The organism is Luteimicrobium subarcticum (assembly GCF_002798015.1).
Classification (GTDB): Bacteria; Actinomycetota; Actinomycetes; order Actinomycetales; family Cellulomonadaceae; genus Luteimicrobium; species Luteimicrobium subarcticum.
This window is the reverse complement of sequence record NZ_PGTZ01000006.1, coordinates 854,507-868,066: the sequence shown is the minus strand read 5'-3', so window position 1 is coordinate 868,066 and position 13,560 is coordinate 854,507. Positions and strand designations below refer to the sequence as shown.

Annotated in this window: 10 protein-coding genes; 6 read left to right on the top strand and 4 right to left on the bottom strand. The window is 71.8% G+C overall.

Annotation, left to right across the window (positions count from 1 at the left end; genetic code table 11):
• Positions 1–148 precede the first annotated feature (148 nt).
• From CLV34_RS16875 to CLV34_RS04555, 3 genes are all read right to left on the bottom strand, one after another.
• The gene (locus CLV34_RS16875; RefSeq protein WP_100348991.1) at positions 149–2,905 is read right to left on the bottom strand and encodes a discoidin domain-containing protein; all 2,757 of its coding nucleotides are present in this window, start codon (positions 2,903–2,905) and stop codon (positions 149–151) included.
• 128 nt (positions 2,906–3,033) lie between these two features.
• Entirely contained in the window at positions 3,034–4,461 is a 1,428-nt protein-coding gene (locus CLV34_RS04560; protein ID WP_211289341.1) for a DUF1996 domain-containing protein, read from the bottom strand.
• A gap of 126 nt (positions 4,462–4,587) precedes the next feature.
• Complete coding sequence (locus CLV34_RS04555; RefSeq protein WP_100348990.1) at positions 4,588–7,311, bottom strand: discoidin domain-containing protein; 2,724 nt, start codon at positions 7,309–7,311, stop codon at positions 4,588–4,590.
• Between the two features lie 232 nt (positions 7,312–7,543).
• Here CLV34_RS04555 and CLV34_RS04550 point away from each other — a divergent pair, with 232 nt between their 5' ends.
• Positions 7,544–8,593 (top strand): LacI family DNA-binding transcriptional regulator, encoded by a 1,050-nt coding sequence (locus CLV34_RS04550; RefSeq protein ID WP_100348989.1) that lies wholly within the window; start codon positions 7,544–7,546, stop codon positions 8,591–8,593.
• A 33-nt stretch (positions 8,594–8,626) separates the two neighbouring features.
• Here the strand turns inward: CLV34_RS04550 and CLV34_RS04545 are convergent, their stop codons facing one another.
• Entirely contained in the window at positions 8,627–9,097 is a 471-nt protein-coding gene (locus CLV34_RS04545) for a tRNA (cytidine(34)-2'-O)-methyltransferase (protein WP_100348988.1), read from the bottom strand.
• 36 nt (positions 9,098–9,133) lie between these two features.
• On the opposite strand from CLV34_RS04545, the gene CLV34_RS04540 reads away from it, so the two are divergent.
• The 5 genes from CLV34_RS04540 to CLV34_RS04520 all read left to right on the top strand — a co-directional run bounded on the left by CLV34_RS04540 (position 9,134) and on the right by CLV34_RS04520 (position 13,457).
• Positions 9,134–9,565 carry a hypothetical protein gene (locus CLV34_RS04540; protein ID WP_157803693.1) on the top strand — a complete coding sequence of 144 codons (432 nt, stop codon included), beginning with the start codon at positions 9,134–9,136 and terminating at the stop codon, positions 9,563–9,565.
• A gap of 144 nt (positions 9,566–9,709) precedes the next feature.
• Positions 9,710–10,441: an MIP/aquaporin family protein gene (locus tag CLV34_RS04535; RefSeq protein WP_100348986.1), complete on the top strand. Its 732-nt coding sequence runs from the start codon at positions 9,710–9,712 to the stop codon at positions 10,439–10,441.
• Positions 10,442–10,466: 25 nt separating this feature from the next.
• Positions 10,467–12,176 carry a dihydroxyacetone kinase family protein gene (locus CLV34_RS04530; protein WP_100348985.1) on the top strand — a complete coding sequence of 570 codons (1,710 nt, stop codon included), beginning with the start codon at positions 10,467–10,469 and terminating at the stop codon, positions 12,174–12,176.
• Position 12,177: 1 nt separating this feature from the next.
• Entirely contained in the window at positions 12,178–12,921 is a 744-nt protein-coding gene (locus CLV34_RS04525) for a triose-phosphate isomerase (RefSeq protein ID WP_100348984.1), read from the top strand.
• A complete protein-coding gene (locus CLV34_RS04520) occupies positions 12,918–13,457 on the top strand; it encodes a ribose-5-phosphate isomerase (protein ID WP_100348983.1) in 540 nt (179 codons plus the stop codon). The genes CLV34_RS04525 and CLV34_RS04520 overlap by 4 nt, the downstream gene beginning before the upstream one ends.
• Positions 13,458–13,560: the final 103 nt, after the last annotated feature.

Sequence of the window (13,560 nt, the reverse complement as noted above, 5' to 3'; positions counted from 1 at the left end):
TGCTTGCGTTTACTACTTGATGTCAAGAGGAGCGCGACGAGTGGGCGGTTCCGCACGCCGGACGGGCCCTTGTCCACCCCCTGAGCGATCAGAGGGTGGACAAGGGCCCGTTCGGCAGACGCGTGGTGCGGAGGAGTGGTGCGGAGGGTCAGCCGCCGTAGCTCGTCACCGTCGCGGGGACGGTGTCGGTGCCCTGCGCGACCGGGCCGGTGGTGTTGATGACGTGGGCGTACGAGCCCTTGCCGCCGAGCGACACGGTCGACAGCGAGTGCATCTTCACGCCCGGGACGTCAGGGACCTCGAAGCCGTCCGCGACCTGGATCGTCGGGTCCGTGGTGAACACGCAGTAGGAGCCGAGACCCCACGCCTCGTGGTTCTTCACGGTGTCCGCGACCTTGTACGCCGCGTACCCGACCTTGCCGTCGTGCGACCACGCGGCCGCGCTCGGCGGGTCGTACGGCAGCTCGTTCTGGAAGAACACGGTGCGGCCGTTCTCGCCGTTCCAGAGCACGTTGTACTTCTGGTAGTGCTCGACGAACAGGCCGTACGCGTTGACGCTGTTGCCGTTGACGATCAGGCCGTAGTCGGCGACGTTCTGGTCCCACCCGGCGCCGGCGCCGTGGTCGGCCCGCCACGACCAGATGTGGTCGATGATCGTGTTGTCGGCGTTGACGACGATCGCGTTCGTCGTCTTGCCGGCGACGACGCCGCCGACCCGGATGAACACGTCCTGGATGGACTGCGGGTCCGCGGCGTGCGAGGTGTGCGACCCGGACGAGCCGATCGTGAGGATCGTGTTCGACTTCGTCGTGCCCTGGTCGAACAGGAGCCCGGCGATCTTGATGCCGTTGACGTCCGCGGTCTTCAGGCCGTCGACGCCGTTGTCCGGGATGATCGTCGCGAGGCCCAGGCCGAGCACGACGGTGTCGGGTCGGGTCACGTTGATCGTCTGGTCGGTGTGGTAGACGCCGGGCGTGAAGATCACGTTGAGCCCCTGCGCGAGCGCGGCGTTGATCGTGGACGCCTTGTCACCCGGGTGGGCGAGGTAGAACGTGTCGAGCCCGAGCGACGTCCCCGGGGTGTTCGGCCACGTCACGCCGGTCGTGCCGGTGCGCACCGACGGCACGAAGACGGCCCACTTGCCGTCCTTCCAGTACAGGTACGGCTTCTCGCGGACCGTGCCGGTGGTCGACAGCGTCGTCACCGCGGGCGACGGGAACGACGTCGCGGGCGCGTTCTGGGTGCCCGAGAACACCATGTTCCAGAGCGTGCCCTCCCAGCCGCCGGTGAGCGTCGAGTCGCGCGTGTACCACTGCTGCTGCGTCCACGCGGACGTCTTGCCGTCGACCTTCGTGTCGGCGATGTAGCCGCCGGACGCCCACCCGTACGCGGACGAGTTGAGCGCGAGGTCGCCCTTGACGTGGACGCGGCGCATCGGGGCGGCCTGCGCGACCGCCCAGCGGGCCTGACCGGTCGACGGCGTCACGGCGAAGTTCTCGGCCGAGCGCCAGAAGTTCTGCGTCGCGTTCCCGTTGAACCACTGCGCGTCGACCCACACGCCGCCGTCGATGTTCACGTCGTCGGGGTTGAGGCCGGCGCCGGAGATCGCGGTGTAGAAGCCGATGTTGGCCTGCACGTCGTAGTTGCCCGGCAGGAACAGGAACTGGTCGCGCTCGTCACCGAACTGGTTCGACTCCTGGCGCGAGAACACGTCGTTGACCGTGTTCTGGATCGACGCCTGGTCGTCCGTCGGCTTGAACACGTAGACGTTCTTGCCGAAGTCCGGGTTGGCGGGGTCGGCGGCCTTCACGGTGCCTCCCGTCGGCGTCTGGGTGGGCGTCTGCGTCGGGGTCTGGGTGGGCGACGCGGTCTGCGTGGGGGTCTGGGTGGGCGTGGTGGTGGGCGAGGACGTCGACCCCGAGCCGCCCGTGAACACCTTCATCTCCCACAGCGAGTACCCGTACCCGGTCGCGCGCGCGGTGCCGAGCATCCGGACGTACCGGCCGGTGCCGGTCACGTCGAGCTTCTGCACCCCGCCGGTCCCGTTCGTGACGGTCTTGACGGTCGTCCAGGTGCTGCCGTCCACGGACGTCTGGACCTGGAAGCCCTTGCCGTACGCCGACTCCCAGTCCAGCTCGACGCCGCAGATGCTCTGCGAGCTGCCCAGGTCGACCTGGATCCATTGGTTGTCCGTCGCCTGCGACGACCAGCGCGTGCCGCCGTCGCCGTCGAACGCGTTCTTCGCGGGCGTGTAGTCGGCGTTCTCGGACGACGACGCGGACGACGCCTTGCCGAGCGCCACGTTCGTCGTGCCGCACGCGCCGCCGGTCCCGTTCGTCGGGGTGGCCGTCGCGGTCGGGCTCGCGGTGGGCGAGGTGGTCGGGGACGTCGTGCCGGAGGTCCCGGCCGTCCCGAAGACCTGGAACTCCCACAGCGAGATGCCGTAGCCGGTCGCGCGCTGCGTGCTGAGGATCCGGACGTACCGGCCCGTGCCCGCGGCCTGGACGGTCTGGTTGCCGCCCGTCCCGTTCGTCACGGTCGCGGCGGTCGTCCACGTCGTCCCGTTGGTCGAGACCTGGATCTGGAAGCCCTTCGCGTACGCGCCCTCCCACTGGAGGTCGACGTGGCTGATGGTCGAGACCTGGCCCAGGTCGACCTGGAGCCACTGGCCGTCCTGCGCGGCGGACGACCAGCGCGTCGTGCCGCTGCCGTCGACCGCGGACGCGGCGGGGTAGTAGCTCGCGTTCTCGGACGACGACGCCGTCGCCGTCTTCCCTTGCGACAGGTTGGTGTCCGCGGCGTGCGCGCTCGGCGCGAGCGCCGCGACGGCGCCTCCCGCGACGAGCGTCGTCGCGAGCGCCACGCCGAACGCGTTGCGCAGGCGTGCTGGGGTGGGGGTGCTCATGGGTGTCCTTCGTTCGGGGACGGCGTCGCTGCCGTCGGGATCACGTGCTCGGCGGTGAGCACGGTCAGGTCGTGCCGAGGGGCGGCGGACGTCTCCCGTCGCCCGCCGCCCCCGGCTGCTCGTGGTCGTCAGGCGGGCTGCCAGACGAGCTTTCCGGTGTCGTCGAGGACGGTCCCGGCCCAGGGCTTGTACAGGTCGTAGCCGTGGGGGTTGCACTGCAGGCCCCCGTCGATGCAGTGCTGCGTGAGGGCGGACAGGACCGTCTGGTCCCAGCCGTTCATGAAGTCGTAGTGCCACGTCACGGACATGACCGAGCCGTCGGACATCGTCATGTTCGCGAGGTGCACGCCGGTCATGTCGCCGCTGACGGGCCAGCTGATCTTCATCTCGATCATCGGCACGGGGACGGGGTGGTCGGCCGGGCACTCGCCGTTGACCGGGTAGGCCATGTGCGAGCGGTGGTCCGCCGAGTCGAGGTGGACGCCGTCCCAGCAGCTCGGCGCCTGGTAGCGCATGTTGAGCTGGCTGCCCGGTGCGCAGTACGTCGGGATGGACCAGTTCTTCGTGCTGTCGCCGCACTCCCAGCCCTCGACGGTCCCGGGGGCGTTCTTGAAGTCGGTGGGCGACGTGTAGAACGGGCTGCCGGCGTAGAACCGCAGACCGGCCGGGAACGGCTGGACCTTCTTGTAGTCGACGATCCCGGACTTGTAGTAGATCGTCTGCAGGTCGGGCGAGATGACCTGCTTGTCACCCCGGTACAGCGTCGGGAACCAGTACGCCGACTTGTCCTGGGCGACCGTGCAGCTCGTGCCCGAGCCCGTCATCAGGGTGTCGGGGGTCGACGCCGCGTTCGTGTCGAGGTTGCCCATGAACGAGTGGTTGTGCGACTTGCCGAACTGTCCCGGCAGGACCAGCGGGTCGTCGAACGCCGTGTGGTTGACCGTGCAGTTCATCTGGAACTCGTGGTGCGTGACCGTCGCGTCGACGCCGGCGGGCGGCGTCGGCAGGGGCCGCGGCGTGTACGCCGGCGGGGTCGCCCCGCCCGTGCCGAACACGTCGACCTCGAAGATCGAGTAGCCGTACTGGGTGGCGCGCTGCGTGAGGTTGAGGCGCACGTAGCGGCCGGACCCGGAGGCGGCGACGCTCTGGTTGCCGCCCGTGGCGCCCGTGACGGACTTGACCGTCGTCCAGGTGGTGCCGTCGTTCGAGAGCTGGACCTGGAACGCCTTCGCGTACGCGGCCTCCCACTGGATGTCGACGTGGTCGACCGACGCCGTGGCGCCCAGGTCCACCTGGATCCACTGCGCGTCCGACCACTGGCTCGACCAGCGCGTGGCCGTGTTGTCGTCCACGGCCTTGGACGCGACGAAGTCCGCGCCCTCCGACGACGACGCCGTCGCCGTCTTGCCGTCCGAGATGTTGACGGCCGCGGCGCTCGCGGACGGCGCCAGGACCATCAGCCCGCCGGCGGCGGCGAGCGCCGCGACAGCGGCTCCGGCGACGGCGAGGTGGACGCGGCTCCGTCGCCGCTCCTCGGGGTGGTGGGTGTTTCTCATGCCGTGCTCCTTCGTGCTCGTGCGAGACGGGTTGCTCGTCTGAGAGGTGCTGGCCGGACCGGGGTGGTCCGGGTGGTCGGCCGGGGCGGTGTCCGCCGCCCCGGCCGACACGGGGTACCGGTGCGATCAGCGGTAGACCCCGAGCTCGTACAGCGAGTAGCCGTACGAGGTGCCGCGTGCCGTGCCGTGGAGCCGCACGTAGCGGCCCGAGCCGGAGACGGCGAGCGTGTCGACGTCACCGTCCCCGTCGGTCACGGTCTTGACCGTGGTCCAGGTGGTGCCGTCGTTCGACACCTGGATCTGGTAGCCCTTCGCGTACGCGGACTCCCAGACGAGCTGGACGGTGCTGAAGGACTGGACCGAGCCCAGGTCGACCTGGATCCACTCGTCGTCGTCCCAGTTGCTCGCCCACCGGGTGGTGAGGTCGCCGTCGACGGCCTGGCCGGGCGACCAGTTGCCGTTGTAGGCGTCGAACGAGGACGCGGTGGCCGTCTTGCCCTTCGCGATGTTCGTGCCGGCGACGGGCTGCGGGACGACCCGCATGTCGACGGTCTGCACGCCCACGTTGTGCTTGCCGTCCTCGGCCCAGATGTAGACCTTCCACACGCCGGGGCGGGTGGGTGCGGTGATCTGGAAGACGCCGGGGGAGACCTGCGTGTTGGGGACCTCGAGCGTGCCGGTCGACTTGTCGATCGCGATCGAGTTGAGCGACGTGTGGTACGTGATGGCGTCGCCGTCGGGGTCGCTGATGCTCGCCCGGATCGTCATCGTCGAGCCGGCGGTGACGGCGCTCGCGCTGTCGATGCTCATCGACGCGAAGCGCGGCGGGGTGTTGACGCCGGGCTGGGCGGCCGAGCCGCCGAACGCCTTGGCGACCGCGTAGTACGAGAGGCGCTTGTTGCCGCCGGGGATGACGTTGAACCACACGCCCCCGTAGTCGCCCTCGATCCCGTAGTGGAACAGGGTGCCGCCGAGCGCGACGCCCGTGTTGCTCATGAGGCACTTCCACGAGCTGGTGTACCCGTCGGCGTTGTCCTGGTCGGTGCCCTGGTTCGGCAGCCCGAAGGCGTCCTTCGGGGCCTCCCAGTCACCCTCCGGGCCACCCTCGGTGAGGATGTACGGCTTGTTGAAGCCGCCGTTCTTCCAGTAGGCCGCCACGTCGCACACGGCGCCGTAGGAGTTGAGGGCCAGCAGGTCGAGGTCCGGCGAGTACTTCTTGTAGTAGTCCCACGCGCCGACCCACGCGTCCGTCGAGGTGACGGGGTGGTTCGGGTCGGCCTGGTGGATGGCCTTGGCGACGTCGTTGACGAAGGTCGCGTAGGCCGCGCGCTGCGCCTCGAGCGTCGTCCCCGAGTAGCAGTTCTGCAGGCCGAGCAGGGACTCGTTGCCGACGTCCCAGATGAGCACCGCGGGGTGCGACTTGTAGGTGTTGACCTGGTTGATGATGTCGGTCATCGACGACGACTTGTACGACGCGTCGTTGACGTAGTCGGGGCAGCCGCCCGAGCCGGGGCCACCGCCCGGGCCGAGCCAGAAGCCGGCGACCACGCGCACGCCGTACTTGGCGGCCGAGTCGAACAGCGGCTTGCTGTCCGCGCCGGTGCCCCAGGTGCGCAGCGTGTTGGCGCCGAGCTTCACGAAGTCGGGCAGGTACTGGTCACCCGCGGTGTTCGCCGGGCCCCACGTCATGCCCTTGACCGTGTACGGCTGGCCGTTGACGGTGAGCGCCCAGCTGCCGTTGCCGCCCGTGACCTTGACGACGCTCGCGCCCGTGAGGGGGCCGGTGACGTCGGTCGGGGTGCCCGGGTTCGTGGGCGTCTGCGTCGGGGTCTGCGTCGGGGTCTGGGTGGGCGTCTGCGTGGGCGTGGAGCCGCCCGTGCCGTAGACGCGCAGCTCGTAGACCGAGATGCCGTAGCCGGTGGCACGGTGGGTCGACAGGAGGCGGACGTAGCGGCCGGTCGAGCCCGCCGCGAGCGTGTCGACCTCCTTGCCGCCCTTGCCGGTGGTGGTGGTGTACGCGTCGGTCCAGGTCGTGGCGTTCGCCGAGGTCTGGATCTTGTAGCCGTCGGCGTACGCGCCCTCCCAGTCGATCTCGACGCGCGAGAGCGAGGCGCTCGCGCCGAGGTCGACCTGGAGCCACTGGCCGTCCTGCGCGGGCGAGGACCAGCGGGTCGTCGCGCTGCCGTCGACCGCGTACTTCGCGGGGTAGTAGTCGGCGTTCTCGGTGCCGGACGCGGACGCGGTCTTCCCCTGGGACAGCAGCGTCCCGCCGGTGGTGCCGCCGGTCGGCGTGGAGGTGGGCGTGCTCGTCGGGCTGGACGTCGAGCCGCCGGCGGTGCCGTAGACGCGCAGCTCGTAGGTCGAGATGCCGTAGCCCGTGGCGCGGTGGGTCGACAGGAGGCGGACGTAGCGGCCGGCGGACCCGGAGGCGAGCGTGTCGGAGTCCTTGGCGCCGTCGCCGGTGGTGGTCGTGTACGCGTCGGTCCAGGTGGACGCGTCGGCGGACGTCTGGAGCTTGTAGCCGTCCGCGTACGCGCCCTCCCAGTCGATCTCGACCCGCGAGAGCGAGGCGGAGGCGCCGAGGTCGACCTGGATCCACTGGCCGTCCTTGGCCTGGGAGGACCACCGCGAGGTCGCGTCGCCGTCGACGGCGTACTTCGCGGGGTAGTAGTCGGCGTTCTCGGTGGACGACGCGGTGACGGCCTTGCCCTGCGACAGCAGGACGGGGTCGGCGTGCGCCGTCGCGATCGGGACGACGACGGCCGCGGTGCACAGGGCGCCGGCGGCGAGCGTCGCGACGAGCACCCGGGACGCGGCGGGCGCGGCGCGGGGGGTCGTTCTGGGGGACATGGGGCTCCTCGGGTGGAGCCGGCCCGGCGGAGGACGTCGTCGACCTCGGTGGGTCGCACGCAGTTCTCCGTCGAGCTGGCATGCGGTTCGGGAAAATCCCAGAGAGCGCTCTCTGGGCCGGGGCAAGCGTGCGCCGAAATTCACCCGCATGTCAACACCTTGTCACCGAACGGAGAATCGCCGGGTCGCGGCCGAATCCAGAGAGCGTTCTCTGAGTGCTACCGTGGCCGGGATGAGCGACGACCTGATGGCCCGCCCGACGGGCACCCCCACGCTCGAGGACGTGGCGCGGGTGGCCGGGGTCTCGCGCGCCTCCGTCTCCCGCGTCGTCAACGGCAAGGACGGCGTGGCACCGCACATCGTCGAGGCCGTGCAGCGGGCCGTGGCCGAGATCCGGTACGTCCCCAACACCGCCGCGCGCTCGCTCGTGACGCGGCGCGCCGGGTCGCTCGCCATCGTCGTGTCCGGTGCCGAACCCTCGGGCGCGCCCAGCCCCGACGACGTCTACGGCGACCCGTTCTTCGGCCGGCTGACCAGCGCGATGGTCCGCGCGGTCGCGCCGCGCGACGTCCAGCCCGTCCTGATGATCGCCGAGACCGACGACGAGCGGCACCGCGTCGAGGCGTTCCTCGCGCGCGGCGGCGCCGACGGTGCGCTGCTCGTCTCGACCGACCCGGCCGACCCGCTGCCCCGCCAGCTGCTCGACGCCGGCCGCCGCGTCGTCGTGTTCGCGCAGCCCGCTCACGGGCTGGGCGTGAGCTTCGTCGACGTCGCCCACCGGGCCGGCGCCCGCCTCGCCGCCGACCATCTCGTCGGCCGCGGCTGCCGCGACGTCGCCGTGATCTCCGGCCCGCTCGACGTGCCCGCCGCGTCCGAGCGCCTCGCCGGCTTCTGCGACGCGATGACCGCCGCGGGCCGCCCCTACGTCCCCGTCGCGAGCGGCAACTTCACGCTCGAGAGCGGCGAGACCGCCATGCGCGAGCTCCTCGAGCGGCACCCCACGATCGACGGCGTGTTCGCCGCCAACGACCTCATGGCCCTCGGTGCGCTGCACGCGCTCGCCGCCGCCGGCCGTCGCGTCCCGGACGACGTCGCCGTCGTCGGCTTCGACGACGCGTCGCCCGCCCGCTACTCCCGGCCCGCGCTCACGACCGTCCGGCAGCCGCTCGAGGAGATGGCGACAGCGATGGTCGACCTGCTGCTCGGACAGCTCGACGGCACCGCGCCCGCCACCGCGTCCCGGATCTTCGAGCCCACCCTGACGGTCCGCGCGTCCGCCTGACGGCGGCGCTGCTGCAGCGTCCGCCGGGCAGGGTCAGGCGCCGTCGGCGAAGCCGACCTGGCGCCACGCCTCGTAGATCGCGATGGACGCCGCCGACGTGAGGTTCAGCGACCGGCGCGCAGGCAGCATCGGGATCTTGAGCTGGTCGGTCACGCGCGGGTGCGCCAGGACCTCGTCGGGCAGTCCCGTCGGCTCGGGGCCGAAGAGCAGCACGTCGTCCGGCCGGTACGCCACGTCGGTGTACGACGTCGTCGCCTTCGTCGTGAAGGCGAACACGCGCGCGTCCGGCAGCGCCGCGAGCAGCGCCTCGAGGTCCGGGTGCACGACGACGCTCGCCAGGTCGTGGTAGTCCAGGCCCGCGCGCTTGAGCTTCGGCTCCGACAGGTCGAAGCCGAGCGGCTCGACCAGGTGGAGCGTCGTGCCCGTCACGGCGGAGAGCCGGATCGCGTTGCCCGTGTTGCCGGCGATGCGCGGCTCGTAGAAAGCCAGGTGGGGGAGGTTCACGGCCCTATTCTCCGCCCGCCCCTAGACTCACCGCTCATGACGACCTCGCCGCCGGGGGACCCGCAGGCCGCTCTCTCCGTGACCCCGCTGACCGCAGCGTCCCCCGCAGTGTCCCCTGCAGCGCCGCCCGACGCGGACCTCGTCCCGGCACGCCGTCGCCGGGACGTCCCGGCGACCGTCGTCCTTCTCACGCTCCAGGCCGCGCTCGCCGTCGGGGCGTCGTTCACCGGCCTGTTCATCGCGATGGCGGCCGACGCCTGCAGCCCCTCGTCGTGCCGCTTCGGGTTCGTCACCGCGGGGTTCTACGTCGGCGTGCTCCTGCCCTGGGTGGGCGTCCTCGTGGCCGTGGTCCTGGCGGTCGCGCGCCTGCGTGCCGGGCGACCGGCGTGGTGGGTCCCCGTGGTCGCGTCGGTGACGCTGCTGAGCCCCGTCCTGGGGTCGGCGATCGCGTCGGCCGGGGTGAGCTGACGCATCTTCTCACCGGATCGCGCCGATCCGGGGTCCGTTCCGGCCGCAGGTTGACGCATCTGTGCAGACGACCGCACGCCGCTCTGCCCCCTCCGCACCATGGGAGGGCGCCCGCAGAGCGGCGGGGCAGAAAGGTCGTTCGACATGGATGTCTCTCTCGGAACAGTGTTCGTCTCCGAGTTCCTCGGCACGGGGCTCCTGCTGCTGATGGGCCTCGGGGTCGCGATGAACCTCCAGCTCGTCCGTACGTACGGGGGCAACGGCACGACCCTCATGGGGGCGTTCGGCTGGGGACTCGGCGTCTACTGCGCGATCTTCATCGCCGGCAGGTCGGGCGCGCACATCAACCCCGCGGTCACGATCGGCAAGATCTTCGAGGGCAGCGGCGAGTTCGCCCCCGGCATCGCGATCACGGTGGCGTCCACGCTGGTCTATCTCAGTGCGCAGCTCCTGGGCGCGTTCGTCGGGTCGCTGCTCGCCTGGTTCGTCTACCGCCAGCACTTCGACGCGACCGACGACCCGGACGTGCGCCTCAAGTCCATGGTCACGTACCCCGCGATCCGCAAGCACTCGCACAACTTCCTCGTCGAGGTCATCGCCACGTTCGTGCTCGTGTGGGTGATCCTCTCCCAGAGCAGCACGCCGTCCGGGCTCGGCCCGCTCGCCGTCGGGCTCGTCGTGATCGGCATCGGTGTGACCCTCGGCGGGAACACCAACTGGTCGCTGAACCCCGCCCGCGACCTCTCCGCCCGCGTCGCGCACGCCATCGTCCCGATGCGCAACCGCGGCTCCAACGACTGGGGCTACTGGTGGCCCCCGGTCGTCGGCCCCCTCGTCGGCGGAGCGCTCGCCGGCCTCGCCGCCGCCGCCTGGTGACCCACCCGTTCGAAGGAGAACAGTCATGACCACCGTCTTCAACGACCCGTCCCAGTTCGCGGACGAGATGATCGCCGGCTTCACGAGCCTGCACCCCGAGCTGGTCGAGCCGGTCTACGGCGGCGTCGTCCGCTCGACCGAGACCCCCGAGAACAAGGTCGCCGTCGTCATCGGCGGCGGTAGCGGCCACTACCCGGCGTTCGCCGGGTGGGTCGGCCCCGGAATGGCGGACGGCGCGGTCGTCGGCAACGTGTTCGCCTCGCCGTCCACGCAGCAGGTCTACTCGGTCGCCCGCGCCGCGCAGCGCGGCGGCGGCGTCTTCCTCAGCTACGGGAACTACGCCGGCGACGTCCTGAACTTCGACCTCGCGCAGGAGCGGCTCCGTTCCGAGGGCATCCCGACGCAGACCGTGACCGTCACGGACGACCTCACGAGCGCGTCCTCGGACGAGGCGCACAAGCGCCGCGGCACGGCCGGCGACCTCGTCGTGTTCAAGATCGCGGGCGCCGCCGCCGAGGCAGGTTACGACCTCGACGCCGTGACCGATGTCGCCCGCCGGGCCAACGCCCGCACGTTCTCGTTCGCTGTCGCGTTCGCGGGCTGCACGCTCCCCGGCGCCCCGGAGCCGCTGTTCACCGTGCCCACCGGGCGCATGGGCGTCGGGATGGGTGTGCACGGCGAGCCCGGCATCTCCGAGGAGGACGTCGTCACGTCGCGCGAGCTCGCCGAGCTGCTCGTCAACACGGTCCTCGAGGAGCGGCCCGACGGTGTGGACGGCCGCGTGCTCGCGACGGTCAACGGTCTCGGCGGGACCAAGTATGAAGAGTTGTTCGTGCTGTGGAACGACATCCGTCCCCTGCTCGAGGCCGCGGGCACACAGCTCGTCGCACCGCAGGTCGGCGAGTTCATCACGAGCCTCGACATGGCCGGGCTCTCCCTGACCCTGACCTGGCTGGACGACGAGCTCGAGCAGCTCTGGCTCGCGCCAGCGGAGACACCCGCGTTCCGCATCGGCGGCGGGCTCCACGCGGCGCAGAAGACGGAGCACGCGGCGTCGCAGACGGGCGCCCGCATCTTCGCGGTCGCGAGCGCCGAGTCGCAGGACGCCGCTCGCACCCTGCTGTCGTACGCGGAGCGCGTCGCCGGCGCGCTCCGCGAGAGCGAGGACGACCTCGGCAAGCTGGACTCGGTCGCCGGGGACGGTGACCACGGTCGGGGCATGACCAAGGGGTCGCTCGCCGCTGTCGCGGCGCTGCGGGAGGCCGTGACGCAGGGGGCCGGTGTCGCGTCGGCGCTCGCCGACGCCGGAGACGCGTGGGGCGACAAGGCGGGCGGGACGTCCGGAGCGCTGTGGGGTGCCGCGCTGCGCGCCGCCGCCGGCACGCTCGACGACGAGGTCGCCCCCACCGCGGACGCGGTCGCGGACGCCGTCCAGGCGGGCCTCGACGAGCTCCTCGCGTTCGGCAAGGCGCACGTGGGTGACAAGACGATGCTCGACGCCCTCGTCCCGTTCGTCGAGTCCCTGCGGACGCGGCTCGACGCGGGCGACGGCGCCGCGGACGCCTGGCACGTCGCCGCGGGCGTCGCGACGCAGAAGGCTGCCGACACGGCGTCGCTGACGCCGCAGATCGGCCGTGCGCGTCCGCTCGCTGAGCGCAGCCTCGGCTACGCGGACCCGGGCGCGACGTCGCTGGCCCTCGTCGTCGCCACCGTCGCCGCGGAGGCAGGTGAGTGACATGGCGCTGACGTCCCGTCCGCTGGCCGCGGTGAGCCTCAAGGCGTACCTCGGTCAGTCCGAGACCCTCCGGTGGGTCGACGCGGTCCTGCCCGCGGTGCGGGCGGCCGCGGGAGCGGTCGAGGTCGTGGTGCTCCCCGTCGCGACCGCGCTCGACGCGGTCGGCGGACGGTTGGCAGGCGTGGCGGCGCTCGGCGCCCAGCAGGTGTCGGCGCACCCGGCCGGTGCGTTCACCGGCGAGGTGCCCGCGAGCGTGCTGGGCGAGCTCGGTGTCGTCTACGCCGAGATCGCGCACGCCGAGCGCCGGTCGGTGCTCGGTGAGACGGACGGGGTGTTCGCGGCCCAGGTCGCCCGGTGCCGCGAGCAGGGGATCGTCCCGCTCGTGTGCGTAGGCGAGGACGACCGGGTCCCCGCCGACGCCGCGGCGGCCGCCTGCGCCGAGCAGCTCGACGCGGTCCTCGGGACGTCCGGGGTGGGCGACGTGCTCGTCGCCTACGAGCCGCGGTGGGCGATCGGCGCCGCGCAGCCCGCCGACGCCGAGCACGTGCTGGGCGTCACCGCCGCCCTGCGTCGCCGAGCCGACCGCTGGGGCACCGACGTCCGGCTGCTCTACGGCGGCACGGCCGGCCCCGGCACGTGGACCGAGCTGCGCGGCAGCGTCGACGGGATCTTCCTCGGTCGACGTGCACACGACCCGGACGCGTTCGCGCGCGTGCTGGACGAGATGGAGAGGAACCAACCATGAGCACGACCCCCGCTGCGGACGCCGTCCGCCTGCGCATCGTCGTCGGCAGCGACGACGCCGGCGTGGACTACAAGGAGGCGCTCAAGGCGCAGCTCGAGCAGGACCCGCGCGTCGAGACGGTCATCGACGTCGGTGTCCCACCACGTGGCGAGCGGGCGCACGTCGCCTACCCGCACGTGGCGGTCGAGGCGGCCCGCGAGGTCCGCGCGGGCAACGCCGACCGGGCCCTGCTGTTCTGCGGGACCGGGCTCGGCGTCGCGATCAGCGCCAACAAGGTGCCGGGCATCCGTGCGGTCACCGCCCACGACTCGTACTCGGTCGAGCGTGCCGTGAAGTCGAACGACGCCCAGGTGCTCACCATGGGCCAGCGCGTCATCGGGCTCGAGCTCGCGCGCAAGCTGGTCGACGAGTGGCTGGGGTACCGCTTCGACCCGGAGTCGCCGTCCGCCGAGAAGGTGGCAGCGATCGGGTCGTACGAACTCGCCGCAGACGCGTCCGCGGACGGCGGCGAGGAGCGCGGTCCGGTGGCCTGCTGACGCGCGTCTGAGGCGCTCCGCGGGCCCACCGGCCGCAGGGGTCGCGCACGCCGGTCCACCCGGCGCGCGCGGCCCCGACCCGTGTCGGGACAATGGGCGCGCA

What these genes read in the sequence shown, in the direction of transcription:
- CLV34_RS16875 (WP_100348991.1), bottom strand. Translation starts at nt 2,905, where the DNA reads ATGAGCACCCCCACCCCAGCACGCCTGCGCAACGCGTTCGGCGTGGCG.
- CLV34_RS04530 (WP_100348985.1), top strand. Translation starts at nt 10,467, where the DNA reads ATGACCACCGTCTTCAACGACCCGTCCCAGTTCGCGGACGAGATGATC.
- CLV34_RS04560 (WP_211289341.1), bottom strand. Translation starts at nt 4,461, where the DNA reads ATGAGAAACACCCACCACCCCGAGGAGCGGCGACGGAGCCGCGTCCAC.
- CLV34_RS04525 (WP_100348984.1), top strand. Translation starts at nt 12,178, where the DNA reads ATGGCGCTGACGTCCCGTCCGCTGGCCGCGGTGAGCCTCAAGGCGTAC.
- CLV34_RS04535 (WP_100348986.1), top strand. Translation starts at nt 9,710, where the DNA reads ATGGATGTCTCTCTCGGAACAGTGTTCGTCTCCGAGTTCCTCGGCACG.
- CLV34_RS04520 (WP_100348983.1), top strand. Translation starts at nt 12,918, where the DNA reads ATGAGCACGACCCCCGCTGCGGACGCCGTCCGCCTGCGCATCGTCGTC.
- CLV34_RS04550 (WP_100348989.1), top strand. Translation starts at nt 7,544, where the DNA reads ATGAGCGACGACCTGATGGCCCGCCCGACGGGCACCCCCACGCTCGAG.
- CLV34_RS04555 (WP_100348990.1), bottom strand. Translation starts at nt 7,311, where the DNA reads ATGTCCCCCAGAACGACCCCCCGCGCCGCGCCCGCCGCGTCCCGGGTG.
- CLV34_RS04540 (WP_157803693.1), top strand. Translation starts at nt 9,134, where the DNA reads ATGACGACCTCGCCGCCGGGGGACCCGCAGGCCGCTCTCTCCGTGACC.